A 24795-nucleotide genomic window follows, 5' to 3' on the forward strand; every position below is an offset into this window, starting at 1 on the left:
GCGTGGAAGCTAACGTCGTCGACCATACCTCCATGTGGAGTCTGGTCAGCAATGCCAGCGTGGTGGTACAGCTGGTAATGCTGACCCTGGTGGCCGCCTCGGTCACCTCATGGATCATGATCTTCCAGCGCAGCACCATGCTGCGCGCCGGTCGTCGTGCGCTGGATGCCTTCGAAGAGCGCTTCTGGTCGGGCATCGACCTGTCCAAGCTGTACCGCCAGGCAGGCAGCAACCCAGACCCGGACTCCGGTGTGGAGCAGGTGTTCCGTGCCGGTTTCAAGGAGTTCTCGCGTCTGCGTCAACAGCCGGGCGTTGATCCCGACGCGGTCATGGAAGGCGTTGGCCGTGCCATGCGCGTTGCCATTTCGCGCGAGGAAGAAAAACTCGAGCAGAGCCTGCCGTTCCTGGCCACCGTCGGTTCGACCAGCCCGTATATCGGCCTGTTCGGCACTGTATGGGGCATCATGAACTCCTTCCGCGGCCTGGCCAGCGCCCAGCAGGCCACCCTGGCCACCGTTGCTCCGGGCATCGCCGAAGCACTGATCGCAACCGCCATCGGCCTGTTCGCGGCAATCCCGGCTGTTATTGCCTACAACCGTTTCGCCGCACGCAGTGAAGTGCTGATCGGCCGTTACTACACCTTCGCCGACGAGTTCCAGGCGATCCTGCACCGCAAAGTGCACACCAGCGAAGAGTAATCAGGTAGAAGCCCATGGCCCGAGTTCGCCACAAACGCAAGCCCGTCGCCGAGATGAACGTGGTGCCCTACATCGACGTGATGCTGGTGCTGCTGGTCATCTTCATGGTGACGGCGCCCATGCTCAACCAGGGCGTGAAGGTCGACCTGCCCAAGGTTTCCAGCGAAGCCTTGCCGCAGGACAACAACGTCCAGATCCTCACCATCTCCATCAAGGCCGATAAAACCTATTACTGGAACCTCGGCAGCGAAGTCGATACCGACAAGCAGATGGACAAAGCCATGACCTTGCCGGCCATGACCGACGCCGTCACCAAGATCATTGCTGCCGGCCGTGACCAGGGCAAGCAGACCCAGGTGTTCATTCGTGGCGACAAGGCTGTCGACTATGGCGCGGTCATGGGTGCCATGGGCGGGTTGCAGAAGGCCGGTGTCGGTAACGTTGGCCTGATTACCGAGGCGCCCTGATGCAACAGCGAGAGCCATCCGCCTCGGAAAGCTACTTCTGGCCCAGTGTCTGGGCCATCGGCCTGCATGTGCTGGTGTTCGCCCTGCTGTTCGTCAGTTTTGCCATGACGCCTGAGCTGCCGCCATCCAAGCCGATTGTTCAGGCTACCTTGTATCAGCTCAAGTCCAAGAGCCAGGCGACCACCCAGACCAATCAGAAGATTGCCGGGGAGGCGAAGAAAACCGCTTCGCGCCAGACCGAAGTTGAGCAATTGGAACAGAAGAAGGTCGAGCAAGAGGCCGTGAAGGCCGCGGAACAAAAGAAGGCCGACGCTGCTCAAAAGGCCGAAGAGGCTCGCGAGGCTGCTGAAGCGAAAAAAGCCGAGGCCGCTGAAGCCGCCAAGGCTGCCGAGGCAAAGAAAGCTGCCGAAGCCAAGAAAGCCGAAGAGGCGAAGAAAGCCGCCGAGAAGCAGCAGGCCGACATCGCCAAGAAGAAGGCCGAGGACGAAGCGAAGAAAAAAGCCGAAGAAGAGGCCAAGAAAGCGGCCGCTGAAGAGGCGAAGAAACAAGCCGCCGAGGACGCCAGGAAGAAGGCAGCCGAAGAGGCCAAGAAGAAAGCAGCCGAGGACGCCAAGAAGAAAGCGGCGGCCGAGGACGCGAAGAAGAAGGCAGCTGAAGAGGCCAAGAAAAAGGCCGCTGCAGACGCCCAGAAGAAAAAGGCACAGGAAGCGGCCCGCAAGGCGGCAGAAGACAAGAAAGCCCAGGCCCTGGCCGAGCTGTTGTCTGACACCACCGAGCGGCAGCAGGCGCTGGCTGACGAGCAGGGCGATCAGGTAGCTGGCGACTTCGACGACCTGATCCGTATGCGCGCGGCCGAGGGCTGGGCGCGTCCGCCTTCCGCGCGCAAGGGCATGACGGTGACCCTGCAGGTCAGCATGTTGCCGGACGGTACCATTACCAGTGTCAGCGTGGCCCGTTCCAGTGGTGACGGCCCGTACGACAGTTCGGCAGTGGCTGCGGTCAAGAACATTGGTCGTCTGACCGAGATGCAGGGTATGAAGCCGAGCGATTTCAACCGTTATCGTTCGTTCAAGATGACATTTACACCTGAGGATCTAGCGTTGTGATTAAACGTCTGAGAGGACTGCTGGTCATGCTGTGCTGCGTGGCAGGCATGGCCGTTGCAGAGGAAAAGAACATCCTGGTCACCAGCGGCAGCGATCGGGCTACCCCCATCGCGGTAGTGCCGTTCGGTCTGCAGGGCGGCAGCGTGCTGCCAGAGGACATTGCTGACATCATCGGCAACGACCTGCGCAACTCTGGCTACTACTCGCCAATCCCGCGGCAGAACATGATCAGCCAGCCGTCGCAGGCCAGCGAAGTGATCTTCCGTGACTGGAAAGCGCTGGGAGCCCAGTACGTGATGGTCGGTAGCATTGTGCCGTCGGGCGGTCGCCTGCAGGTGCAGTACGCGCTGTTCAACGTCGCCACCGAGCAGCAAGTGCTGACCGGCAGCGTAGCGGGCAGCACCGACCAGCTGCGCGACATGGCGCACTACATCGCCGACCAGTCGTTCGAGAAGCTCACCGGCATCAAAGGCGCGTTCTCGACGCGCATGTTGTACGTGACGGCCGAGCGTTTCTCCACCAACAACACCCGCTACACCCTTCAGCGTTCGGACTACGACGGTGCACGTGCGGTGACCCTGCTGCAATCGCGTGAGCCGATCCTGTCGCCGCGCTTTGCGCCGGATGGCAAACGTATCGCCTACGTTTCGTTCGAGCAGAAGCGCCCACGTATCTTCGTGCAGAACATCGATACTGGCCGCCGCGAGCAGGTCACCAACTTCGAAGGCCTGAACGGTGCGCCAGCCTGGTCGCCGGACGGTTCGCGCCTGGCGTTCGTGCTGTCCAAGGACGGCAACCCGGACATCTACGTGATGAATATGGCTTCGCGCCAGATCAGCCGTGTTACTGCAGGCCCGGGTATCAATACCGAGCCGTTCTGGGGCAAAGATGGCAATACCCTTTACTTCACTTCCGACCGTGGCGGCAAACCGCAGATCTATAAACAGTCGGTCAGTGGCGGTGGTGCCGAGCGTGTGACGTTCGTGGGTAACTACAATGCCAACCCGAAACTTTCGGCGGACGAAAAGACCTTGGTAATGATTCATCGCCAACAGGGCTTTACCAACTTCAAAGTGGCGGCCCAGGACTTGCAGCGCGGAAGTGTAAAGATTCTGTCTGAAACAAGTCTTGATGAGTCTCCCACTGTTGCGCCAAACGGCACCATGCTAATCTACGCCACCCGCCAGCAGGGCCGGGGAGTCTTGATGCTCGTGTCGCTTAATGGCCGCGTGAGGCTCCCACTTCCTACCGCTCAAGGCGAAGTCAGAGAACCGTCCTGGTCCCCTTACCTGAACTGATTGCGGCGTAATACATTTTGCTTAACACACTGGGGTTTCATTAGGAGTTTCACGATGGAAATGCTGAAGTTTGGTAAATTTGCTGCGCTGGCCCTGGCCATGGCCGTAGCTGTAGGTTGCTCCTCTAAGGGCGGTGACAACGCAGGCGAAGGCGCTGCTGTAGACCCTAACGCTGGCTACGGTGCCAACACTGGCGCTGTTGACGGCTCCCTGAGCGAAGAAGCCGCTCTGCGCGCAATCACCACCTTCTACTTCGAATACGACAGCTCGGACCTGAAACCAGAAGCCATGCGCGCTCTGGACGTTCACGCCAAGGACCTGAAAGCCAACGGCAACCGTGTTGTTCTGGAAGGTAACACCGACGAGCGCGGCACCCGCGAGTACAACATGGCTCTGGGTGAGCGTCGTGCCAAGGCCGTTCAGCGCTACCTGGTTCTGCAGGGCGTTTCCCCTGCTCAGCTGGAACTGGTTTCCTACGGCGAAGAGCGTCCAGTTGCTACCGGCAACGACGAGCAGTCCTGGGCTCAGAACCGTCGCGTAGAACTGCGTAAGTAAGTTCTTATGCGTATGTGCCGCCGTGTAGTAACCGTCCTCGCACTCAGCCTGCCGCTTGCGGCCTGGGCTGAGGTCCCTGTAGTAGATGACAACGCAGGCAGCTATCCGCCTGTGGGTTATGGCACGAGCGGCGCCTATGCCGGGTCAGGGGCTTCGGCCCCTGCCTCTGCACAGGGCCAGCTGTTCATGCAGCTGCAACAGATGCAGGATCAGCTTTCCCGCCAGCAAGGCATCATCGAAGAGCTGCAAAACGATGTGTCGCGCATGAAGCAGGAAAACCTGGAGCGTTACCAGGACCTGGACCGTCGCATCAACAGTGGCGCTGCGCCTGCCGCAACCCCTGACAATTCCTCCGGTGGTGGTGCGTCCAATGCCGCCCCCGATGCCGCAGCAGGTGCTGCTGCGCAACAACCGGCCGGCAGTAGCCAGCCCGGTGATCCGGCGAAAGAGAAGCTCTACTACGACGCTGCTTTCGACCTGATCAAACAGAAAGACTTCGACAAGGCCAGCCAGGCGTTCAACGCCTTCCTGCGCAAGTACCCCAACAGCCAGTACGCCGGTAATGCCCAATACTGGTTGGGTGAAGTGAACCTGGCCAAGGGCGACCTGCAAGGCGCCAGCCAGGCCTTTGCCCAGGTCAGCCAGAAGTACCCGAAGCACAGCAAGGTGCCTGATTCGCTGTACAAACTGGCTGATGTCGAGCGCCGTATGGGTCATACCGACAAGGTGAAGGGCATCCTGCAGCAGGTCATCACCCAGTACCCGGGCACCTCTGCTGCTCAACTGGCCCAGCGTGACCTGCAGAAGCTCTAGGCGTCGCCGCTGTACCGCTCGAAAGAAACCCGCGCCAGTCGCGGGTTTTTTCGTTAGAATCAATGCCCTTTTTTCTTAAACACGCTGCTGCGGATAACGCTATGTCGAGTCCGCAACAGTGCCTGACGGAGGCGGACAGCCTGTTTAGCTGTCACGCCCGTGGCGAGCATGCAAGACACATTACGCATCACCGAAGTCTTTTACTCTTTGCAGGGTGAGACGCGAACGGCCGGGCTGCCCACGGTTTTTGTGCGCCTCACCGGTTGCCCCCTGCGTTGCCAGTACTGCGACAGTGCCTATGCCTTTAGTGGCGGTACCGTGCGCACCCTTGATTCGATCCTTGAGCAGGTGGCCGGCTTCAAGCCGCGCTACGTCTGTGTCACCGGTGGCGAACCACTGGCGCAGCCCAACGCCTTGCCGTTGCTGCAGCGGCTGTGTGACGCCGGTTACGAGGTGTCGCTGGAGACCAGCGGTGCGCTGGATATTGCCGGCACCGACACCCGCGTCAGCCGTGTGGTCGACCTGAAAACCCCAGGTTCCGAAGAGTCGCACCGTAATCGCTACGAGAACATCGAGCAGCTGACGCGTAACGACCAGGTAAAGTTCGTCATCTGTTCCCGCGAGGACTATGACTGGGCGGTATCCAAGCTGATTCAGTACAACCTGGCTGAGCGTGCCGGTGAGGTGTTGTTCTCTCCCAGCCATCATCAGGTGAACGCCAGTGACCTGGCTGACTGGATCGTTGCCGACAACTTGCCCGTACGCTTCCAGCTGCAGTTGCACAAGCTGCTGTGGAACGACGAGCCCGGACGTTGATTGAGGAGCACGTATACATGACCGAAAAACGCGCAGTAATCCTGTTGTCCGGTGGCCTGGACTCAGCCACCGTGGTTGCCATGGCCAAAGCCGAAGGCTACAGCTGCTACACCATGAGCTTCGACTACGGGCAGCGTCATCGTGCCGAGCTGAACGCCGCTGCCCGCGTGGCCCGCGACCTGGGTGTGGTCGAGCACAAGGTCATTGGGCTGAACCTCGACGGCATCGGCGGTTCGGCATTGACCGACAGCAGCATCGACGTGCCGGAAGCCCCGGGTGAAGGCATTCCGGTCACTTACGTGCCGGCGCGCAATACTGTGTTCCTTTCGCTGGCCTTGGGTTGGGCAGAAGTACTGGAAGCGCGCGACATCTTCATTGGCGTCAATGCCGTGGATTACTCTGGCTACCCGGATTGCCGACCCGAGTTCGTCGAGGCCTTCGAGCGTATGGCCAACCTGGCGACCAAGGCTGGTGTAGAAGGGCAGGGCTTCCGCATCCAGGCGCCGCTGCAGAACATGAGCAAGGCTCAGATCGTGCAGGCTGGTATGGCTCGTGGTGTGGACTACAGCTTGACCGTTTCCTGCTACCAGGCCGACGATGACGGCCGTGCCTGTGGCAAATGCGACAGCTGCCGCCTGCGCGCCGATGGCTTCAAGGCAGCCGGTATCGAAGACCCGACGCGGTATTTTTGAACAAAGTTTGATGGGGTATTGATTTCTCGTTAGAAATCAGTATTATACGCGCCATCCAACGGGTCGTTAGCTCAGTTGGTAGAGCAGTTGGCTTTTAACCAATTGGTCGTAGGTTCGAATCCTACACGACCCACCATATGCAAAGCGGTTCGTGAGTACTAGAGAGGGAGGCTTGCCTCAGCCAGTTTCTAGTCTTGCAGCCGTCTGAGGCGAACCTTAGGCTCGCTTCGTCGTGATGTAAATATGGAATAGCCCGCCTGTCATGGTGGGCTTTTTCGTGTCTGCCCTAGAAAAGTCAATGAGTTAGCGGGTTAGCGGGCTATCACGGCTATAGGTAACCGCGCGTCCGCATGGTCATAAATCGCACGCAGCCGAAACCATGGCGCCAGTTTCCTAGCACGATGACTTGGGATAGCTCTGCCTTGTTCGTCGAACTACGGGCGGATGGCTCGGCGCTCGCAGTGCTGGTTCAAGGGGAGGTGCGAGCGCTGTTGGGCGTGACTGTTTGACTTGCAGACGTTCGGGGTGCCGGCGTCGTCTTTACGCCTGATGTCATCGATCTGAATAGCAGGGTGGGTGTGAAAAGCTCCTCTGGGGCAACAGGTCGCTGGAACAGCTTGCAGCGCCCCTTACTGCTCGACGCAGCGTTCTTGAGCAAGGAGCTCCACGAAGCGCGCGGCAATAAGGAATTTTGTACCTTTCTAACCAGGACTGAAGATGATTGGAGTTGGCCAGCTGGGACGAGGCCATCTATCTGGCCATCGTCCCGATAATGCCAGTCAATTATTTTTCAACGATCTGCATAATGGGAAATGGTAAGCGCAATGAGCAGCACGATTTGGATGGCTAACATGCTCACCAATAATCGTTTCATGTTGGGCGGGAAACGTTTAACTTCATTTAAGTCAATTAAGCCTCTGCGCAAAAAGATTGTCGGTATGGCAAGTACCATAGAGATCAATCCCGTACGCATGACTTTACCAAGCAAGCCTGCATGTTGGAATGTTTTTTTATTGCCGGTCACGAACTTACAATTTGTGAGAAACGACTCAAAGTCTTCAGTGTATCTATGCGCAATATAGCACTGCACGATCATCGCCAGATTCATGGGCGCAAGGATAAACAACGCAATTAATCCAGGGTCAACTTGATTCACTCCGATACCTCACGATATAAAAAATCACCCACCTTCTCGCCTCTCTCGCTCCCGAAGTCACCGGCGATTTTACCGCCTACTGTACCGCCTACCACAGCACAAATCAGCGCTCTTGGGTCGCCTGTACTAAACCCCAGAACGACTACACAAGCACCACCCCCCCTACCATACCCCCGAAGCTGCCGCCTCCCAGGCCACCTATCATAAAAACTCAGTCAGTGCAGTATATCTACAAGGGGCTTTGCCTACTTATAACTGGGACTGAAGGTGATTGGAGTTGGCCAGCTGGGGCTGGGCTATCTATCTGGCCATCGTAACGATTAAGCTAATGTCACTCAGCTAAGCTTCAACTATATACATAATGGAAAATGGTTAGTGCGATTAGCAGCATGATTTGGATTGTTAACAGGCTCACCAATAACCGCTTCGTGTTGGGCGGGAAACGTTTAACTTCATTTAAGTCAATTAAGTTTCTACGCAAAAAAATTGTCGGCATCGCCAGCACCAGAGAGATCGATCCCGTGCGCATGACTTTGCCCAGTAAGCCTGCATGCTGGAATATTTTCTTATTTCCGGTCACGTACGTACAATTCGGAAGAAACGATTCAAAGTGCTCAGTATATTTGTGTGCGATGTAACAAAGCCCGATCATAGACAGAGTTATGGGGGCAAGTATCAACAGCGCAATCCATCCAGGGTCAACTGCATTCACTCTGAAACCTCACTATATAATAAATCACCCATCATCTCGCCTCCCCAGCTTCCGATGTCTCCGAATATTTTACCGCCTACTGCACCGCCTACCACAGCACAAACCAGCGCTCCAGGGCCGCCTGTACTAAATCCCAGAACGACTACACAAGCACCACCCCCTGCCATACCTCCCGCATACCCTCCGAGGCTGCCGCCTCCCAGGCCACCTATCAACGCCGAGCTTTCAACATATTTGGCGCGGCGGCACTGCTCCTCCCGGCCCATTGTGCAGGCTTTATGAATCGACAAGCCTGTGGCGGCCACATCCAGCGCAGTACCGATATACGTGCCTTTCTTGACCAGATTCGACGCTTTGGCAACACCAGATACCTTGTCGGCATAGCCGGCGATCTCGCCTGTATGGAGGTAGCTGCGGGTCGAGATGCCCAATGCCTGCTTGACCTTCCCTTGGTTACGTGCCTCGCTCTTCGTCTTACCTCGCGCGCAAGTCATCGGGGCTCGGCTGAGGAACGTTTTGAGCCTGGGGTTGATTGGTCGGACGCTGACCGCCGCCGCCAGACAGAGATACTTGCTCGATGCGATGTGGACGTTTCGTTTGCGCTACGGGTTTCGGAAAAAGGGCGCAGAGCGCCCGCACATCACTCGGCCCATTCCGGGTCGCCAGTGAACACCACCGTCAGCCAACGGTCCGGCCCTTCACCGCCCACCGCGTCACCAATTTCGTTACGCCACGCATCCCATTCATCAATGGTCTTGGCCGTCATGGTCTTGGGCACGATGAAATACAGCTCAATTTCCCTCGAGCGCCCGACCTTGGCGACATAGGCGCGGTAAGACTGCAGGCCGTGGCGGGCGACGAAGGCCTTGGCCACTTCATCCACGTGCAGTTTGAGGTCGCCGGGGGTGACCAGGAAGATTTCAGACAGCGCCTGACGCACCACCGACATCGGCAACGGCACGATCACCAGGCACACCAGCGCCAGCACCGCCGGGTCGATGTACGGTGATACCCATTCCAGCGAAGTGCCCTGTACTGCATAGCCAAAGCAGAAGGCGATCAGCAGCGCGGCAGTGATGCTGGCTGACATCACCCAGCCCTTGACGTCCATGCGCACGAAGTCTGACTTCAGTTTGCGGTTGGCGCGTGCCTCGACGACGGCGATGCTCACGCAGGTGATCACCGTCAGCATTGCGTAGACCATGGCAATGCCGAACTCCAGGTGGCGCCCGCCTTGCAGCAGGCTGCTGACGGCGTTGATCAGTGCGTAGATGGCCACGCCGCTGAGCAGGATGCCGTTGAGTGCCAGTACCATGGGCTCCAGGTGCCAGAAACCCATGGTGAAGCGTTCGCGCAACTTGCGCGACATCTGCACGCTGGTGGTGTGCGAAGTGATCAGCTTGACCACCACAAGCGACAGCCCGCTCATGCTGGCATCCACCAGCGAGTAGACGCCGTCGAAGATGATGGAGAACGAGCCGGAGGCCAGGCCGAAGGCGATGCCGATGGTGGCAATGAACAGGGTGGCGGCGATCGAGGTGCGTAAAAGCCCTTGTTCGCTGGTGATGTCGAAGAAGGTGGATCGGGTTGCGGTTTGCATGAGTAGTGCTCAGTAAAAACGACGATGCTGTTGTGTCTGCAAGGGCCTCTTCGCGGGCAAGCCCGCTCCCACAGGATCTGCACCAGCCTCGAAAGCCACTACGCCCCTGTGAGAGCGGGCTTGCCCGCGAAGAGGCCCTTGCAGGTCAGACGCGAAACTGCTCCATCAGCGCCTGCTGCTGGTTGGCCAGCCGGTTCAATGCCTGGCTGATACGTGCTGATTCGTCGGCCTGGCCAGCCAGTGACTCTGTCACATCGCGGATGCCGGCCACGTTGCGGTTCACTTCCTCAGCCACCGCGCTCTGCTCTTCCGCTGCCGAGGCAATTTGCAGGTTCATGTCACTGATGACCGCCACCGCCTCGCCAATGCGTTGCAGTGCTGGCAATGCCTGTTCCATGCGTGCGGCGCTGTCCTGGGCCTGGCGTTGGCCTGCATGCATGGCCCCGACAACGTCTTGGGTGCCTTGCTGAAGGCCTTCGATAACTTGGCGAATTTCCTCCACCGAAACCTGCGTGCGCTGGGCCAGGCCGCGCACCTCATCGGCAACCACGGCGAAGCCACGCCCGGCTTCGCCTGCGCGGGCCGCTTCGATGGCGGCATTCAGTGCCAGCAGGTTGGTTTGCTCGGCAATGGTGCGGATCACTTCAAGCACCGAGCCGATTTGTCCGCTGCGGTCTTCCAGTGCGCGCGCCTCGTCCATGGCAGTGTTCATGCCTGCGGCCAGGCGGTCGATGCCCTGGCGCGTGCTGTCGACCAATTGCAAGCCTTCCTGGCTGGCTTGATCCGCAGCACGTGCGGCCTGGGCCGCCTGCGAGGCGTTGTGGGCGACATCCAGGGCCGTGGCGCTCATTTCGTTGGCCGCTGTGGCCACCTGTTCGATTTCGCGATGCTGTTGCTGCATACCGTTGCTGGTCTGGCTGGCGATGGCCGCCGATTGGTCGGCGGTGTCGCGTGCCTCCTGCAGCGACCCTTTGACCTGGGCGATAATCGGTTGCAACTTGTCGAGGAAGCGGTTGAACCAGTTGGTGAGCTGGCCCAGTTCATCCTGGCGGGCGTAGTCCAGGCGGCGAGTAAGGTCGCCTTCGCCACTGGCAATGTCTTCCAGGCGTGCAGCCACGGCCAGGATTGGCCGGCTAACACCGCGAGCGGTCAGCCACACCAGCAGCAAACCCGCGATTGCCGTGCCAATGCCTATCAGCAGGCTGGTGAGGTTGGCGTTCTGGTTATGGGCATCAAGGCGCTGGTTGAGGGCGACGGCAGGCGCCTGCAGCACGCTTTCTGGCAGCTCCAGCAGAACCTGCCACGGGGCTGTGTCAGGGATTGGCGTGAAGGGGTGGGCCACCCGCAGCAGGCCGTCGGGTACTGCCTTGTCCATGGGCTTGCCGAGCGCGCTGTCGTCGCGACTGTTGCCCGCCAGCAGACCGGCGGCGGTAGCGATGCTCACCTGGCCCTGGCCGTCGAACAGATCGCGGCGGCCGTCCACGCTCAGTTGCTGCAGATTGGCCAGGCCGATGTCCAGGCCGACCACGCCGACTACCTTGCCGTGTTCCAGCAATGGCAGAGCGATGCTGGTCATCAGCACCTGACGGCCGTTGACCTCGTCGAGGTACGGTTCGAGCATGCAGGTTCTGGCGGTGTCCTGCGGACAGGTCAGCCAGCGGTTTTTCGCCGCGCCGTTGCTGCCAATGCTGTTGTCACCGAGCATCGTTTCCGGCATGGCTTCAAGTTCCAGGGTGCCGGGACTGGGTTGTGACCAGTACAGCGAGAAACGCCCGCTCTCATTGCTGCCCATGGCGTCCTGGCCGAGGTACTGGCTGTCCTGTTGGTCCAGGGCGTTGGGCTGGAACACCAGGTACAGGCCGATCACGTCCGGGTTGCCGGCGAGGCTGGCACGCGCCTGGCGGGTCAGTTCGGCGCGCAGGTCGCCACCACCCCGGGCCTTCAGCACTTGCACCAGGCGGGCAAAGCCATTGCCGTACTGGTAGGCATCCATGAAGTAGCGCTGGATACGCAAGGCCTGGGTTTCGGCTTGGGCCTGCAGGCGCTGGCGGGCGCTGTTTTCAAGCATGGCGGTGTTGGCCTGGTTGACCAGGGCAGCGCTGCGGTGCGCCTGGGTCAGCGAGGTGGCTACCAGCAAGGCGACAATGGCCAGCAGGCACAGCCCGGCGAGCAGGGTGATCTTCCATTGGATGGAGAGGCGACGCAGCGGCATGAGGCTTTCCTTATCGATCAAGTACAACGCCCGCGGTCAGGCGCGGGCGTTGTGGGCAGCAGGGGTCATTCGGCGACATAGTTGGGCGGTGCCGAGCGGAAGGCTTTGGTCAGCCAGCCCAGGTAGATCAGCCCGAGCGCAGCCCAGATGCCGCCGAACATCAGCGAATGTGCGTTCAGGTCCAGCCATAGCGAGACGATGATGCAGAAGCCGATGGTAGGCAGTACCAGGTACTTCAACTGGTTGCTCAGGCCTTTGCGATTGCCTTCACGCAGGTAGCAGTGGTTGATCACCGACAGGTTGACGAAGCTGAACGCAACCAGGGCGCCGAAGTTGATGATCGAGGTGGCAGTCACCAGGTCGAAGAAGATCGCCGACAGCGAAATGACGCCGACCACGGCAATGTTCAGCACGGGTGTCTTGTAACGCGAATGCAGGCGGGCGAAGACGCTGGCCGGGATCACGTTGTCGCGGCCCATTACATACAGCAGGCGCGACACGCTGGTTTGCGAGGCCAGGCCCGAGGCGATGGTGTTGATCACGGTGCAGGCGATGAAGATCGACTGGAATAGCTTGCCGCCAACGTACAGGGCGATTTCCGGCAGGGCCGCTTCCTGGTCGTGGAAACGGGCCATGGTCGGGAAGTAGGCCTGGATGAAATACGACACAGTGATGAACACCACGCCACCGATCAATGCGGTGAGGAAGATCGCCCGGGGGATGGTCTTGGCCGGATCGCGAGTTTCCTCGGACAGGCAGGTGACCGCGTCAAAGCCCAGGAACGAGAAGCACAGGATGGTCGCACCGGCGGCCAGGGCGCTGAACTGGGTCTGGCTGTCGGCGAACGGTATCAGGCTCCAGGTGGTACCCAGCCCTTCACCATGGTCCAGGCCACGCACGCACAGGTAAATGAATACGGCGATGATCGCCACCTGCACACCCACGAACAGCAGGTTGAAGTGCGCCACCAGGTTCACGCTGCGCATGTTGATCAGGCTGATCAGGGTGACGAAGCCGGCCACCCACATCCACTCCGGCACTTCCGGGAACATGGCTGAGAGGTAAAGCTTGGCCAGCAGTGCGTTGACCATTGGCAGCAGCAGGTAGTCCAGTAGTGAAGACCAGCCCACCAGGAAGCCCACGTGCGGGTTGATTGCGCGTTGGGTGTAGGTGTAGGCCGAGCCCGACTGCGGAAAGCGCTTTACCAGGGTGCCGTAGCTCACGGCGGTGAACAGGATGCCGGCCAGCGCCAGAATGTAGGCGCTGGGTACGTGGCCGGCGGTAATCCCGCTGACGATGCCGAAGGTGTCGAACACGGTCATCGGGGTCAGGTAGGCCAGGCCGATGATGATCACGTGCCAGAGGCGCAGGGTTTTGCGGAGTTGGCCGTGGCCGGAAGCGCTCTGGTCAGGCTGCATGCTGGCATGGCTCCTGCTGCTGGGCGTAAACGACGGGCACGGTGTATTGCGCATGCGGCAAGGGCGAGCGGGTGGGCTCCATGTTGTTCACCTTTTATGTTGGAGCGGCGGGAGGCGCGGGGGAGCGCGCAAAGTGGTGAAAATAAAAAACGATGGATAGGTGAGTGTCAAGTTAAACATGACAAGATGTTGCTGAATTGAAATATTTATCGATTAAATCCGGGTTTTGTTCGGTTTTTGCGCGTTTATTTGCGATTGTGATCAATTGGCGTGTTCGTAAAAATTAACGAATCCTGTGCTTGCCTTGTCTCGGTGTCAGACGTGTCCGAAAAATGGCATTTCTCGACCTGAGCCAGCACTCGGCCTAATCGGGGGTGGTACTCTTCGTTTTCTGCGTGGCCACTGGCCGCCTTCGAAGCCCTTACGGACAGCAATCGGTTCTATTCATGAAGAAAACAGTTGGCATCCTTTCCGGCCTGGCTATCGCCATTGCCGTCGCAACTACCGCAGGCGCCTGGTACACCGGCAAGCAGCTGCCGGCAGAGCTGGACAACGCGCTTGCCCGCAGTAACGCCGAACTCAGAAAGGCCCTGGTCAGCACCGGCGGTAGCATGAGCATCGAGCGCGTGTCGCTGGAGCAGCACCTCTTCAGCAGTACTGCCCAGTACCGGCTCAAGGCTCGCGACATCAACGTGGGTGAGGGTGAGGTGATCAATTTTGACGTAGGCGTGACCGACCAGATCGAGCACGGCCCGTTTCCCTGGTCCAGGGTCAGGGCGCTGAAGCTGATGCCGGTAATGGCGGTCAGCAACAGCACGCTGCAGAAGGATGAGGCCGTCGCGCCATGGTTCGCTGCTGCGGGTGGCAAGGCCCCGATCAGTGCGCAGACCAGCCTGGGTTACAGCGGCAGTGTGGTCAGCCAGGTTCAGCTGGCGCCGCTAAGGCTTGATGAAGCGGACGGCAACAGCCTGGATTTCTCGGGCATGCAGTTCGAAGCCAGCGGGGACAAGGAAGGCAAGGCCTCGACGTTCCACGGCCAGGCCGACAGTCTCGTGATTAAACGGGTGCAAGACGACCAGCCGCCGGCCACGTTCGAGCTCAAAGGGCTGAAGTTTGGCGGTAACCTCGCAGCCACCGCGCACGATGCCATCTATGTGGGTAACGTCGATCTGGCGTTGGCCGAAACCAAGGTCACACTTGGGCCGAAACAGCAGGTGCTGCTGATCAAGGGGCTGGAGCAGAAGGCCTTGCAAACCCTCGAGGGCACGGACACCGTAGGTGGCCGCGCGGAGTACAAGGTCGGCGACATCAGCTGGGATGGCCGCGCGGTAGGCAAGGCACAGATGGCGGTGAGCGTGACCTCGGTCAACGCCCCGGCGCTGCAGGCCTTGTCGAAGTGGTACCAGTCGCACTTGCCTGAGTTCGAGGCCGCCAGTGCGGCTGGCCAGCCGGTGCCGCAGATCCAGATGGACGATGCCGAAAAGGCCCGCTTCCAGGGTGACTTGCAGAAATTGCTGGCCGCCAAGCCCAAGCTGGCGGTGGAAAACCTGTCGTTCAAGACCGCCAATGGCGAGAGCCGCTTCAACCTGTCGATGGACCTCGCCGCGCCGGCCAGCTTCGACCTGCCGCCGGACCAGCTGAGCAAGCAGATCATCACTGAGGTGAAAGGCAAGCTGTCGCTGTCCAAGCCGATGATCGGTGACCTGGCGACCTTGCAGGCCTTGCTGGATGGCCAGACCGATGCCCAAGCCATTGCCATGCAGTCGAGCCAGGCGGGGGAGATGGTCGGCATGATGGCGCTGCAGAGCGGCATGGCCACCGTGCAGGGCGATGATGTGGTCAGCAGCCTGCACTATGCCGAGGGCATGGTCGATTTCAATGGCCGAAAAATGACCGTGGAAGAATTTGCCATGTTCATGGCGGCGCATCTGGCAGCCCTGTCGCCGCAGGGGTGATGGTTTCTCCTGTTGCGGCCCCTTCGCGGGTGAACCCGCTCCTACAAGGATTTCACAGTGTAGGAGCGGGTTTACCCGCGAAGAGGCCAGTACAGGCAACACAAAAACCCCTTTAGTAATCGCTGGATTGTCTGTAGCCTTCGGCCTCCGATAATAATCCGCGCCCGCAGAGGGCCGTGGCGGTCAGTGTGCCGTCCGGCACCCTTAGCCGATCTGCCAGGGCCGGGTGATACACTCGATTTGACGCGCAAGCGCGCCTGCAGGTCCAGCGATCATGACCCAGATTTCCGAACGCCTTTTGGTTCAGGCCCACCTCGACGCCAAGCAGCCCAACCCGCTGACAGCCGAGCAGGAGGCCGAATACCGTGCGGCCATCGCTGCCGAGCTCAAGGCCCAGAATGCCGTGCTGGTTGCCCACTATTACTGCGACCCGGTCATCCAGGCGCTGGCTGAAGAAACCGGCGGCTGTGTATCCGACTCTTTGGAAATGGCCCGTTTCGGCAAGAATCACCCTGCCGAAACGGTCATCGTGGCCGGTGTGCGCTTCATGGGCGAGACGGCAAAAATCCTCACCCCGGAAAAGCGCGTGCTAATGCCGACCCTGGAGGCCACCTGCTCGCTCGACCTGGGCTGCCCGGTAGAAGAGTTCTCGGCTTTCTGCGACCAGCACCCTGAACGCACCGTGGTGGTCTACGCCAACACGTCCGCAGCGGTGAAGGCACGCGCCGACTGGGTAGTGACTTCGAGCTGTGCGCTGGAAATTGTCGAAAGCCTGATGGACAACGGCGAAACCATCATCTGGGGCCCGGACCAGCACCTTGGCCGTTACATCCAGAAGCAGACTGGTGCCGACATGCTGCTGTGGGACGGTGCCTGCATCGTTCACGAAGAGTTCAAGTCGCGCCAGTTGGCCGACATGAAGGCGCTGTACCCGGATGCTGCGATTCTGGTGCACCCCGAGTCGCCGGAAGCGGTGATCGAGCTGGCCGACGCGGTGGGCTCCACCAGCCAGCTGATCAAGGCTGCCCAGACCCTGCCGAACAAAACCTTCATCGTCGCCACCGACCGTGGCATCTTCTACAAGATGCAGCAGCTGTGCCCGGACAAGGAATTCGTCGAAGCCCCCACCGCCGGCAACGGCGCGGCCTGCCGCAGCTGCGCGCATTGCCCGTGGATGGCGATGAACACTCTGGAGCGGGTGCTGGATTGCCTGCGTAACGGCACCAACGAAATTTTTGTCGACCCGGCGCTGGTGCCCAAGGCCATCAAGCCGCTTAACCGCATGCTGGACTTTACCCAGGCGGCGCGGCTGAAGCTGTCTGGTAATGCCTGACGCCAGACCGCGTCATACTCTTCGCGGGCTCGCCCGCTACCACAGATATTGCACCGTTTACCAAGGCGGTGGAGTAGCTGTGGGAGCGGGCAAGCCCGCGAATCGTCTTCAGCGCCCCATCATTTCCTGAACCATGCGCCGCTGCTCCATGATCTCGCGCTGGCGCTGGTCAATCTGTGAGGCCAGCGGGAAATTCCCACCCGCCCGGCGCTTGGCGTAATCCAGCTGCTGGATTGCCTGGTCAAAGTCGCCGACCAGTGTGAAGTACTCGGCCCGTGCCCGGTGCAAGCCGATGGTATTGCCCGACAAGCCCCGCACTTCAGCCATGTCGTACCACACATCCGGGTCATCCGGGCGGCTCTTGACCAGCTCGTTCAATACCTTCTCGGCCTCGGCCGGCTTGTTCTGTTTCACCAGCAGGTCGGCACGCACCTGTTTCAACGGATAGTTGCCCGGGTACAGCCCCTGCATCCGTTCGGCGCGCTGCTGGGCGTCGGCAAGACGGTTGTTGGTGATGTCCAGGTCGATTTGCGCCAGGTTGTAGGTGATGTCGTTGGGCGCCTTGGCCAGCAGCGGCTTGAGCATTTCACGCGCCTCGTTCAATTGCCCACCCTTGATCTGTGCCAAGGCCAGGCCATAACGTGCAGCGTCCAGCTTTGGGTCTTCGTCCAGTTGGGCACGGAAGCGTTTGGCGGCAAGCCCCGGTGTGCCTTCGTAGGTAAGTGCCACCCGGGCGCGGATCAGCTGGTAGCGCATGCTGTCTTCGATACCACCCTTGGGCGCCTGGTCGGCGCGGTTACGGGTGTCGGCAATACGTGATTCGGTCACCGGGTGGGTCAGCAGGAATTCCGGCGGTTTGGCGTCATACCGGTACTGGCGTGCCAGGCGCTCGAACATGGTCGGCATGTTGCGCGGGTCGTAGCCGGCCTTTTCCAGGTTCTGGATGCCAATGCGGTCGGCTTCCTGTTCGTTCTGGCGCGAGAAGCGCCGCTGCTCCTGGATGGCCGCTGCCTGGGTGCCGGCAATCATGCCGATGCCCGCATCGCCGGCGCCACCTGCGGCCAGCACGATGCCGGCCAGCAGCGCTGCCATCATCGGCAACTGCATACGCTGCTGGGCCTCGACACCCCGCGCGAAGTGGCGTTGCGACAAGTGCGCCAGTTCGTGGGCCAGTACCGAGGCATATTCACCCTCGGTCTGGGCGTTGAGGAACAACCCGCCGTTGACCCCGACAATGCCACCTGGGGCTGCGAAGGCGTTGAGCTCGCGGCTGTCGATCAGGATGAACTCCAGGCGCCGGTCCTGCAGCTGGCTGGTTTCGGCCAGCTTGTAAACGCTGGTTTCGACGTAGTCCTTGAGCTGAGGGTCGTTGAGCTGATTGACCTGGCCACGCAGCAGGCTGAGCCAGGCGCGGCCCAGTTGGTGCTCCTGTTGCGGCGAGACGATCGCAGAACTGGCATCACCCAGTGATGGCAGGTCGTCAGCATGGCCGGGAAGGGCCATCAGGCAGGCCAGCGTCAGCAGGGTAGGGCGCAGTAGATTCATGCATGAAGCTCGCGTCGGATCAAAGATACCTACTGTAGCGGGCTCACACGTTGACGACCAGTGGCGCTATCCTAGCCAGCCATGCCAAGAAGCAGCCTGGCGATGCCTTTGGAGACCCTGCGATGAGTAACACCCTGACCTGCGACGCCGAACTGGACGCCAGCGGGCTGAATTGTCCTTTGCCACTGCTCAAGGCCAAGATGGAACTCAATCGCCTGGCCAGTGGCGCTGTGCTCAAGGTAATCGCCACTGACGCAGGCTCCCAGCGCGACTTCCGCACTTTCGCCCAGTTGGCCGGTCATACCCTGCTGCATGAAACGGCCGAGGCCGGTACCTATACTTACTGGCTGCGCAAGGCCTGAGTCTTTTCCAAGGATCGTCAATGTTCAAAGTCTTTCGCGACTGGGTGCAGCGCTACTTCTCCGATGAGGAAGCGGTGGTGCTGGCGGTCCTGTTGTTCCTGGCGTTTACCGCAGTGCTCACCCTGGGCGGCATGCTCGCGCCGGTGCTGGCGGGCATGGTGCTGGCGTTTCTGATGCAGGGGCTGGTCAACGCCCTGGAGCGTGTGCGCGTACCTACACGGCTGGCGGTGATGCTGGTGTTCGCCTTGTTCATGGGCGCACTGGCGGTGTTCATGCTGGTGCTGGTACCGCTGCTGTGGCACCAGTTGATCACGCTGTTCAACGAGCTGCCGGGCATGCTCGGCAAGTGGCAGTCGTTGTTGTTGCTGCTGCCGGAGCGCTATCCGCACCTGGTGTCGGACGAGCAGGTATTGCACGCCATCGAGTCGGTGCGCGGTGAAATTGGCAAATTTGGTCAATGGGCGCTGACCTTCTCGCTGTCCAGCCTGCCACTGCTGGTCAACGCCATGATCTATCTGGTGCTGGTGCCGATTCTGGTGTTCTTCTTCCTGAAGGATCGCGAACTCATTGGCCGCTGGGTCAGCGGCTACCTGCCGCGCCAGCGCACCTTGTTGAGCCGGGTGGGCAGCGAGATGAACCGGCAGATCGCCAACTACATCCGTGGCAAGGGCATCGAGATCTTGATCTGCGGCATTGCCACTTACATTGCCTTCATCAGCCTGGGGCTCAACTACGCAGCGCTATTGGCGTTGCTGGTGGGGCTGTCGGTGGTGGTGCCTTACGTGGGCGCGGTGGTCGTGACTGTGCCGGTCACCTTGATTGCGCTGTTCCAGTGGGGCTGGGGCGACCAGTTCATCTACCTGATGACGGTGTACGCGATCATCCAGGCGCTGGATGGCAATGTGCTGGTGCCGCTGCTGTTCTCTGAAGCGGTGAGCCTGCACCCGGTGGCGATTATTTGTGCAGTGCTGCTGTTTGGCGGGCTATGGGGGTTCTGGGGGATATTTTTCGCCATCCCGCTGGCGACGCTGATCAAGGCCGTGCTGGATGCGTGGCCCAAGCAGGAGCCTAGCGTTTCACCGATGCTTTGAATGTCATTGGGGCCGCTCTGCGGCCCTTCGCGGGCACGCCCGCTCCCACTGGGCCCTGCACAATTCCTGTGGGAGCGGGCGTGCCCGCGAAGGGCTGCAAGGCAGCCCCATTCAATTTCAAGCCTTGTTCAAGGTCTGAGCAGCAGCCAGAACTGCATCCACATGCCCGGGCACTTTCACGCCACGCCATTCCTGGCGCAGCACCCCGTCCTTGTCGATCAGGAAGGTGCTGCGGTCAACGCCCATGTACTCCTTGCCATACAGCTTCTTCAGCTTGATCACATCGAACAGCTGGCACAGGGCCTCGTCCTTGTCGCTGATCAGCTCGAACGGGAAACCTTGCTTGGCCTTGAAGTTCTCGTGCGACTTGATGCCATCACGCGACACACCGAATACCACGGTGTTGGCCGCGGCGAAGGCGTCATGCTGGTCGCGGAAGCCCTGGCCCTCGGTGGTGCAGCCTGGGGTGCTGTCCTTGGGGTAGAAGTACACCACCACCTGCTGGCCCTTGAGTTCGGCAAGGCTGACGGTTTGCCCGCTGGTGGCCTGGGCCTGGAAGTCGGCGACAGGTTGGTCGAGTGCTACAGCCATGATCGGTTTCCTTACATTGGGTTCTGTGGACGCCATGGCTCGATCAGTGCGTCGAGGTTCAGGGCATCGGCAAAGTCCAGGAACTGGTCGCGTAGCCAGCTGATCTGCGTGCCGGCCGGCAGAATCACGGTGAACTGGGCGTTGAGCATGCTGCTACCGGTTTGCGGCGCCAGGTAGGTGTCGCAGGTCATGGCTTCCAGCTCGACGCGGTGGTCAAGGAAGAACTGGCACAGCTCGTTGATGATGTCCGGGCGGTAGGCAGCGCTGACGTAGGCTACATACGGAAGGGCCTGCGGGCGCACTTCCTGGTCTGCGCTGCGGACCACGTCGAGGGTCAGGCCGTGCTTCTTGCCCAAGCCTGGCAGGGTGGACTCGAGACGTGCCAGGGCGTCCCAGCTGCCGCCCACCTGCAGCACCAGGGCGCTGGTCTCGCCGTGGCGGCTCAGGCGCGAGGTGACCACCGCGCAGCGGTTTTCGAAGGCAGCGCGGCTGAGGACGTTGGCCAGCTCCATGGGGTTCGGGCCCAGGGCACTGATGACAAGGAATTGTTCGCGGACGGTGGGGGTGGACATGCAGCATTCCTAAAGCGATGAGCGGTCGGCACAGGACGGGCAAAAGCCTCCTGTCGGCAGGGCCCGGGGCTCGCATGCGAGGTCTTGGACGCTGGCGGGGAGCAAGGTCGACGGCCCGACGGGCCGCGCTGCACCGATCAAAGGGTCAAGGGTAGCGAAATAAGCCGCCGAGGGGAATGCTCCACCCGCCTGCTTCGCTTGTGCAAGGTCGATGCCCCCAGTACCATTACCGCTCTCTTTTTCCGGCAGGAGCAGTTACATGATTGCGGGCAGTATGGTGGCATTGGTCACACCCATGGATGCACAAGGGCGTGTTGACTGGGGCAGCCTCGACAAACTTGTAGACTTCCACCTGGAAAACGGCACCCATGCGATCGTCGCTGTCGGCACCACCGGTGAGTCGGCCACGCTGGATGTCGAAGAACACATTCTGGTCATCAAACACGTGGTCGAGCGCGTCAAACGCAGCGCCAAACCGATTCCGGTCATCGCCGGCACCGGTGCCAACTCCACCGCCGAAGCCGTGCACCTGACCCAGAACGCCAAGAATGCTGGCGCCGACGCCTGCCTGCTGGTTGTGCCGTACTACAACAAGCCAACGCAAGAAGGCCTGTACCAGCACTTCAAGCACATTGCCGAAGCCGTCGACATCCCGCAGATCCTCTACAACGTTCCCGGCCGTACCTCCTGCGACATGCAGGCCGAGACCGTGATCCGCCTGTCGACCGTGCCGAACATCATCGGCATCAAGGAAGCCACGGGCGACCTGGCCCGCGCCAAGGCCATCCTCGATGGCGTCAGCAAGGACTTCATCGTCATGTCCGGCGACGACCCGACTGCCGTCGAGCTGATCCTGATGGGTGGCAAGGGCAACATCTCCGTCACCGCCAACGTCGCTCCGCGCGAAATGGCCGACCTGTGCGAGGCCGCCCTTGAGGGCAATGCCGAGAAGGCCCGCGCAATCAACGAAAAACTCATGCCGCTGCACAAAGACCTGTTCTGCGAGTCCAACCCGATCCCGGTGAAATGGGCGCTCGTCGAAATGGGCCTGATGCAAAAAGGTATTCGCCTGCCCCTGACCTGGCTGAGCGAAGGCTGCCACGAAAAAGTCCGTACTGCCTTGCGCCAGTCCGGCGTACTGGTTTAAGAGGAAGTACACCGCATGAAGCGACTGGCTGGTCTTTCCGCCCTTGCCCTGATTATCTCCAGCACCAGCGGGTGTGGCTGGCTGTGGGGCGAGGATGGCTATTTCCGCGACCGCGGCAGTGACTACCTGCAGGCGCACCCGACCGCGCCGATGCAACTGCCGCCGGACGCCAGCAACGTCAAGCGCCTTGACCCGCTGCTGCCGATTCCGCGTAACGTCGCTGACGATAACGTCGCGGGTGAGTTCGAAGTGCCTCGCCCGCAACCGCTGACTGGCGGTGCCGCCCAGGTTACCGACTACAGCCTGCAGCGCAGCGGCAGCAGCCGTTGGGTGCTGGCCCAGCATTCGCCAGCCGAAGTGTGGCCGGTAGCCCGGCAGTTCTTCGAGGACAACGGCTTCCGCATTGCTGAAGAGCGCCCGCAGACAGGTGAGTTCAATACCACCTGGCAGCGTTTCGATGAGCTGTCGGCATCGCTTGGCCAGCGTCTGGCCAGCACTGCCAGCAGCGGAGACAGCGAGGTGCGTGTGCGTGTGCGCATGGAGCCTGGCGTGCAGCGCAACACCTCCGAGGTGTATGTGGTCAGCGTCGAGCGCCCGGCGGGCAGCACTGCCGATCCTGCGTTCCCGTCCACCTCCAGCAATATCGGCACCGATGCCCTGCTGGTCGACGAAATGCTTGCCAGCATGAACCGCAGCGCCGAGAAGGGTGGTTCGGTGTCGCTGCTGGCCGCGCGCGATTTCGACGCCCCAAGCCGCGTCAGCCTGAGCGAAGACGGCAGCGGCAACCCGGTGCTGTACCTGGGGTCTGACCTGGACCGCGCCTGGTCTGGCGTAGGCCGTGCCCTGGAGCAGGGTGGCGAATGGCGTGTTGAAGACATCAACCGCAGCCTGGGCCTGTACTACATCAACCTGTCCGAAAAGCCTGAAGACAAGCAGAACCAGCCTGGCTTCTTCAGCCGCCTGTTCGGCAGCGAGCCGACCAAGGAAGAGCGTGAAGCCCGTGCCGAGCGTTACCAGGTTCGCCTGAGCAAGGTGGGTGAGAGCGTGCAGGTCACGGTCGAGAAAAACATCAACACCGTGGCTCCGGCCGATGTCGCCCGCCGCGTGCTGAGCGCCATTCAGGACCACCTGGGCTAAGTGCGCTTCGCGGTACTCGGAAGCGGCAGCCAAGGGAACGGCACGCTGATCGCCAGTGGTGACACGTTCATCCTGGTCGATTGCGGCTTTTCCCTGCGCGAAACCGAGCGGCGCCTGGCGCTGCTCGGCGTGTCGGCGGCCCAGCTCAGTGCGGTACTGGTCACCCACGAACATGCCGACCACGTGCATGGGGTCGGCTTGCTGTCACGGCGCTACAATGTACCGGTCTACCTCAGCCAAGGGACCTTGCGCGGCATGCGCAAGCCGGTAGAGGTGGCCGGTTTTCTCGCTTGTGGCCAAAGCCTGTGCGTCGGCAGCCTGGAAGTAACCGCAGCGCGGGTCGAGCACGATGCTTACGAGCCATTGCAGTACGTGGTCAGCGATGGTCAGCGGCGTTTTGGCATGCTCACTGACCTGGGTTCGTACGACGCGCTGCTGTTGGAGCGTTACCAGGGCCTGGATGCACTGCTGATCGAGGCCAACCACTGCCGCGACCTGCTGGCACGCGGTCACTATCCGGCCTTTTTGAAGCAGCGGGTGGGTGGCATGCAAGGGCATTTGAACAACCACCAGGCCGCGCGCCTGGTGCACGAGTTGGGCTGGAACAACCTGCAACACCTGGTGCTGGCCCACCTCAGCAGCAAGAACAACCTGCCACACTTGGCCCGCCAGTGCTTCGTCGACACCCTTGGGTGCGACCCGGACTGGCTCCAGGTGGCGAATCAGGAACACGGGCTCGACTGGCGCGAAATCGCCTAGCCCAACACCTCAAGCAAGCGGAGCCCAATCATGGAAAAACGCGAAGAACTTTACCGCGGCAAGGCCAAATCGGTTTACAAGACCGACGACGCCGACCGCTTGATCCTGCTGTTCCGTAACGACACTTCGGCGTTCGACGGCAAGCGTATCGAACAACTCGACCGCAAAGGCATGGTGAACAACAAGTTCAACGCCTTCATCATGCAGAAACTGGAAGAAGCCGGCGTGCCGACCCAGTTCGACAAGCTGCTGGGCGACAACGAGTGCCTGGTGAAGAAACTGGACATGATCCCGGTCGAGTGTGTGGTGCGCAACTACGCTGCCGGCAGCCTGGTCAAGCGCCTGGGCGTGGAGGAGGGCATCAAGCTGGAGCCGTCCACCTTCGAGCTGTTCCTGAAGAACGACGAAAAGGGCGACCCCTTCATCAACGAATCCCACGTTGTCGCGTTCGGCTGGGGCACCGCCGAGCAGCTGGTAGAAATGAAGAAGCTGTCGTTGAAGGTCAACGAAGTGCTGAGCAAGCTGTTCGATGACGCCGGCCTGCTGCTGGTCGACTTCAAGCTGGAGTTCGGCGTATTCCACGGCCAGATCGTGCTGGGCGACGAGTTCAGCCCGGACGGCTGCCGCCTGTGGGACAAAGAAACCCGTAAGAAGATGGACAAGGACCGCTTCCGTCAGGGCCTGGGCGACGTGATCGAAGCCTACGAAGAAGTTGCCAAGCGCCTGGGCGTGCCGCTGTAAGCGACGCGTTCACGCAAGC

General features: G+C 60.7%; 23 protein-coding genes, 1 tRNA gene and 1 pseudogene. 17 read left to right on the forward strand and 8 right to left on the reverse strand.

Going from position 1 to position 24795, the window contains the following annotated elements; genetic code table 11:
- The first annotated feature begins 2 nt into the window (after nucleotides 1-2).
- The 9 genes from tolQ (at nucleotide 3) to QCL51_RS05955 (ending at nucleotide 6581) form a co-directional block, all read left to right on the forward strand.
- Nucleotides 3-698: a protein TolQ gene (gene tolQ, locus QCL51_RS05915; RefSeq protein WP_010952367.1), complete on the forward strand. Its 696-nt coding sequence runs from the start codon at nucleotides 3-5 to the stop codon at nucleotides 696-698.
- Between the two features lie 14 nt (nucleotides 699-712).
- Complete coding sequence (gene tolR, locus QCL51_RS05920; protein ID WP_003254760.1) at nucleotides 713-1165, forward strand: protein TolR; 453 nt, start codon at nucleotides 713-715, stop codon at nucleotides 1163-1165.
- A complete protein-coding gene (gene tolA, locus QCL51_RS05925; protein WP_021783334.1) occupies nucleotides 1165-2271 on the forward strand; it encodes a cell envelope integrity protein TolA in 1107 nt (368 codons plus the stop codon). The genes tolR and tolA overlap by 1 nt, the downstream gene beginning before the upstream one ends.
- 26 nt (nucleotides 2272-2297) lie before the next feature.
- Nucleotides 2298-3569 (forward strand): Tol-Pal system beta propeller repeat protein TolB, encoded by a 1272-nt coding sequence (tolB, locus tag QCL51_RS05930; protein WP_021783335.1) that lies wholly within the window; start codon nucleotides 2298-2300, stop codon nucleotides 3567-3569.
- A gap of 54 nt (nucleotides 3570-3623) precedes the next feature.
- Nucleotides 3624-4124 (forward strand): peptidoglycan-associated lipoprotein Pal, encoded by a 501-nt coding sequence (pal, locus tag QCL51_RS05935; protein WP_003254755.1) that lies wholly within the window; start codon nucleotides 3624-3626, stop codon nucleotides 4122-4124.
- 6 nt (nucleotides 4125-4130) lie between these two features.
- Nucleotides 4131-4937: a tol-pal system protein YbgF gene (gene ybgF, locus QCL51_RS05940; protein WP_028698156.1), complete on the forward strand. Its 807-nt coding sequence runs from the start codon at nucleotides 4131-4133 to the stop codon at nucleotides 4935-4937.
- 168 nt (nucleotides 4938-5105) lie between these two features.
- Nucleotides 5106-5753, forward strand: a complete 648-nt coding sequence (gene queE / locus QCL51_RS05945; RefSeq protein ID WP_003254753.1) for a 7-carboxy-7-deazaguanine synthase QueE — start codon at nucleotides 5106-5108, stop codon at nucleotides 5751-5753.
- Nucleotides 5754-5770: 17 nt separating this feature from the next.
- Entirely contained in the window at nucleotides 5771-6445 is a 675-nt protein-coding gene (gene queC / locus QCL51_RS05950) for a 7-cyano-7-deazaguanine synthase QueC (RefSeq protein WP_010952369.1), read from the forward strand.
- A 60-nt stretch (nucleotides 6446-6505) separates the two neighbouring features.
- Nucleotides 6506-6581, forward strand: a tRNA-Lys gene (locus QCL51_RS05955).
- Between the two features lie 654 nt (nucleotides 6582-7235).
- Here QCL51_RS05955 and QCL51_RS05960 read toward each other — a convergent pair.
- The 5 genes and pseudogenes from QCL51_RS05960 to QCL51_RS05980 form a co-directional block, all read right to left on the reverse strand.
- Complete coding sequence (locus QCL51_RS05960) at nucleotides 7236-7601, reverse strand: hypothetical protein (RefSeq protein ID WP_028698154.1); 366 nt, start codon at nucleotides 7599-7601, stop codon at nucleotides 7236-7238.
- 708 nt (nucleotides 7602-8309) lie between these two features.
- Nucleotides 8310-8771 (reverse strand): annotated as a pseudogene (locus QCL51_RS05965) (hypothetical protein); the annotation flags it as partial.
- A gap of 182 nt (nucleotides 8772-8953) precedes the next feature.
- Nucleotides 8954-9913: a cation transporter gene (locus tag QCL51_RS05970; RefSeq protein WP_103462114.1), complete on the reverse strand. Its 960-nt coding sequence runs from the start codon at nucleotides 9911-9913 to the stop codon at nucleotides 8954-8956.
- 145 nt (nucleotides 9914-10058) lie between these two features.
- Nucleotides 10059-12125: a methyl-accepting chemotaxis protein McpU gene (gene mcpU, locus QCL51_RS05975; RefSeq protein ID WP_021783341.1), complete on the reverse strand. Its 2067-nt coding sequence runs from the start codon at nucleotides 12123-12125 to the stop codon at nucleotides 10059-10061.
- 65 nt (nucleotides 12126-12190) lie between these two features.
- Nucleotides 12191-13543 carry an APC family permease gene (locus QCL51_RS05980; protein ID WP_101196312.1) on the reverse strand — a complete coding sequence of 451 codons (1353 nt, stop codon included), beginning with the start codon at nucleotides 13541-13543 and terminating at the stop codon, nucleotides 12191-12193.
- A gap of 446 nt (nucleotides 13544-13989) precedes the next feature.
- On the opposite strand from QCL51_RS05980, the gene QCL51_RS05985 reads away from it, so the two are divergent.
- Nucleotides 13990-15498, forward strand: coding sequence for a YdgA family protein (locus QCL51_RS05985; RefSeq protein WP_021783343.1), 1509 nt, complete (start codon nucleotides 13990-13992; stop codon nucleotides 15496-15498).
- A 274-nt stretch (nucleotides 15499-15772) separates the two neighbouring features.
- Nucleotides 15773-16831: a quinolinate synthase NadA gene (gene nadA, locus QCL51_RS05990; RefSeq protein ID WP_003254747.1), complete on the forward strand. Its 1059-nt coding sequence runs from the start codon at nucleotides 15773-15775 to the stop codon at nucleotides 16829-16831.
- Between the two features lie 108 nt (nucleotides 16832-16939).
- Here the strand turns inward: nadA and QCL51_RS05995 are convergent, their stop codons facing one another.
- Nucleotides 16940-18376, reverse strand: coding sequence for a M48 family metalloprotease (locus QCL51_RS05995; RefSeq protein ID WP_014590004.1), 1437 nt, complete (start codon nucleotides 18374-18376; stop codon nucleotides 16940-16942).
- 122 nt (nucleotides 18377-18498) lie between these two features.
- Between QCL51_RS05995 and QCL51_RS06000 the strand changes: the two genes are divergently transcribed.
- Nucleotides 18499-18738, forward strand: a complete 240-nt coding sequence (locus QCL51_RS06000) for a sulfurtransferase TusA family protein (protein WP_021783344.1) — start codon at nucleotides 18499-18501, stop codon at nucleotides 18736-18738.
- A gap of 20 nt (nucleotides 18739-18758) precedes the next feature.
- Nucleotides 18759-19829: an AI-2E family transporter gene (locus QCL51_RS06005; protein ID WP_021783345.1), complete on the forward strand. Its 1071-nt coding sequence runs from the start codon at nucleotides 18759-18761 to the stop codon at nucleotides 19827-19829.
- A 117-nt stretch (nucleotides 19830-19946) separates the two neighbouring features.
- Here the strand turns inward: QCL51_RS06005 and QCL51_RS06010 are convergent, their stop codons facing one another.
- Together QCL51_RS06010 and QCL51_RS06015 are read right to left on the reverse strand one after the other, a co-directional pair.
- Nucleotides 19947-20420, reverse strand: a complete 474-nt coding sequence (locus tag QCL51_RS06010; RefSeq protein WP_014755600.1) for a peroxiredoxin — start codon at nucleotides 20418-20420, stop codon at nucleotides 19947-19949.
- An 11-nt stretch (nucleotides 20421-20431) separates the two neighbouring features.
- Complete coding sequence (locus QCL51_RS06015) at nucleotides 20432-20992, reverse strand: glycine cleavage system protein R (protein WP_003254741.1); 561 nt, start codon at nucleotides 20990-20992, stop codon at nucleotides 20432-20434.
- 259 nt (nucleotides 20993-21251) lie between these two features.
- On the opposite strand from QCL51_RS06015, the gene dapA reads away from it, so the two are divergent.
- The 4 genes from dapA to purC are packed head-to-tail and all read left to right on the forward strand — an operon-like array spanning nucleotide 21252 to nucleotide 24776.
- Nucleotides 21252-22139, forward strand: coding sequence for a 4-hydroxy-tetrahydrodipicolinate synthase (gene dapA / locus QCL51_RS06020; RefSeq protein WP_003254739.1), 888 nt, complete (start codon nucleotides 21252-21254; stop codon nucleotides 22137-22139).
- Between the two features lie 15 nt (nucleotides 22140-22154).
- A complete protein-coding gene (gene bamC, locus QCL51_RS06025; RefSeq protein WP_021783346.1) occupies nucleotides 22155-23276 on the forward strand; it encodes an outer membrane protein assembly factor BamC in 1122 nt (373 codons plus the stop codon).
- Entirely contained in the window at nucleotides 23277-24035 is a 759-nt protein-coding gene (locus tag QCL51_RS06030) for an MBL fold metallo-hydrolase (RefSeq protein WP_103469980.1), read from the forward strand.
- 30 nt (nucleotides 24036-24065) lie between these two features.
- Nucleotides 24066-24776 carry a phosphoribosylaminoimidazolesuccinocarboxamide synthase gene (gene purC, locus QCL51_RS06035; protein ID WP_003254733.1) on the forward strand — a complete coding sequence of 237 codons (711 nt, stop codon included), beginning with the start codon at nucleotides 24066-24068 and terminating at the stop codon, nucleotides 24774-24776.
- Nucleotides 24777-24795: the final 19 nt, after the last annotated feature.

It is taken from the genome of Pseudomonas sp. LTR0, from assembly GCF_036630035.1.
GTDB lineage: Bacteria > Pseudomonadota > Gammaproteobacteria > Pseudomonadales > Pseudomonadaceae > Aquipseudomonas > Aquipseudomonas putida_Y.

Excerpts from the sequence above, each read along its gene's own strand:
- pal (WP_003254755.1), top strand. The coding sequence starts at position 3,624 with ATGGAAATGCTGAAGTTTGGTAAATTTGCTGCGCTGGCCCTGGCCATG.
- bamC (WP_021783346.1), top strand. The coding sequence starts at position 22,155 with ATGAAGCGACTGGCTGGTCTTTCCGCCCTTGCCCTGATTATCTCCAGC.
- tolB (WP_021783335.1), top strand. The coding sequence starts at position 2,298 with ATGCTGTGCTGCGTGGCAGGCATGGCCGTTGCAGAGGAAAAGAACATC.
- QCL51_RS06000 (WP_021783344.1), top strand. The coding sequence starts at position 18,499 with ATGAGTAACACCCTGACCTGCGACGCCGAACTGGACGCCAGCGGGCTG.
- QCL51_RS06010 (WP_014755600.1), bottom strand. The coding sequence starts at position 20,420 with ATGGCTGTAGCACTCGACCAACCTGTCGCCGACTTCCAGGCCCAGGCC.
- dapA (WP_003254739.1), top strand. The coding sequence starts at position 21,252 with ATGATTGCGGGCAGTATGGTGGCATTGGTCACACCCATGGATGCACAA.
- queE (WP_003254753.1), top strand. The coding sequence starts at position 5,106 with ATGCAAGACACATTACGCATCACCGAAGTCTTTTACTCTTTGCAGGGT.
- QCL51_RS05980 (WP_101196312.1), bottom strand. The coding sequence starts at position 13,543 with ATGCAGCCTGACCAGAGCGCTTCCGGCCACGGCCAACTCCGCAAAACC.
- ybgF (WP_028698156.1), top strand. The coding sequence starts at position 4,131 with ATGCGTATGTGCCGCCGTGTAGTAACCGTCCTCGCACTCAGCCTGCCG.
- nadA (WP_003254747.1), top strand. The coding sequence starts at position 15,773 with ATGACCCAGATTTCCGAACGCCTTTTGGTTCAGGCCCACCTCGACGCC.
- QCL51_RS06005 (WP_021783345.1), top strand. The coding sequence starts at position 18,759 with ATGTTCAAAGTCTTTCGCGACTGGGTGCAGCGCTACTTCTCCGATGAG.
- mcpU (WP_021783341.1), bottom strand. The coding sequence starts at position 12,125 with ATGCCGCTGCGTCGCCTCTCCATCCAATGGAAGATCACCCTGCTCGCC.
- queC (WP_010952369.1), top strand. The coding sequence starts at position 5,771 with ATGACCGAAAAACGCGCAGTAATCCTGTTGTCCGGTGGCCTGGACTCA.
- QCL51_RS06015 (WP_003254741.1), bottom strand. The coding sequence starts at position 20,992 with ATGTCCACCCCCACCGTCCGCGAACAATTCCTTGTCATCAGTGCCCTG.
- QCL51_RS05970 (WP_103462114.1), bottom strand. The coding sequence starts at position 9,913 with ATGCAAACCGCAACCCGATCCACCTTCTTCGACATCACCAGCGAACAA.
- tolR (WP_003254760.1), top strand. The coding sequence starts at position 713 with ATGGCCCGAGTTCGCCACAAACGCAAGCCCGTCGCCGAGATGAACGTG.
- tolA (WP_021783334.1), top strand. The coding sequence starts at position 1,165 with ATGCAACAGCGAGAGCCATCCGCCTCGGAAAGCTACTTCTGGCCCAGT.
- QCL51_RS05985 (WP_021783343.1), top strand. The coding sequence starts at position 13,990 with ATGAAGAAAACAGTTGGCATCCTTTCCGGCCTGGCTATCGCCATTGCC.
- purC (WP_003254733.1), top strand. The coding sequence starts at position 24,066 with ATGGAAAAACGCGAAGAACTTTACCGCGGCAAGGCCAAATCGGTTTAC.
- QCL51_RS05995 (WP_014590004.1), bottom strand. The coding sequence starts at position 18,376 with ATGAATCTACTGCGCCCTACCCTGCTGACGCTGGCCTGCCTGATGGCC.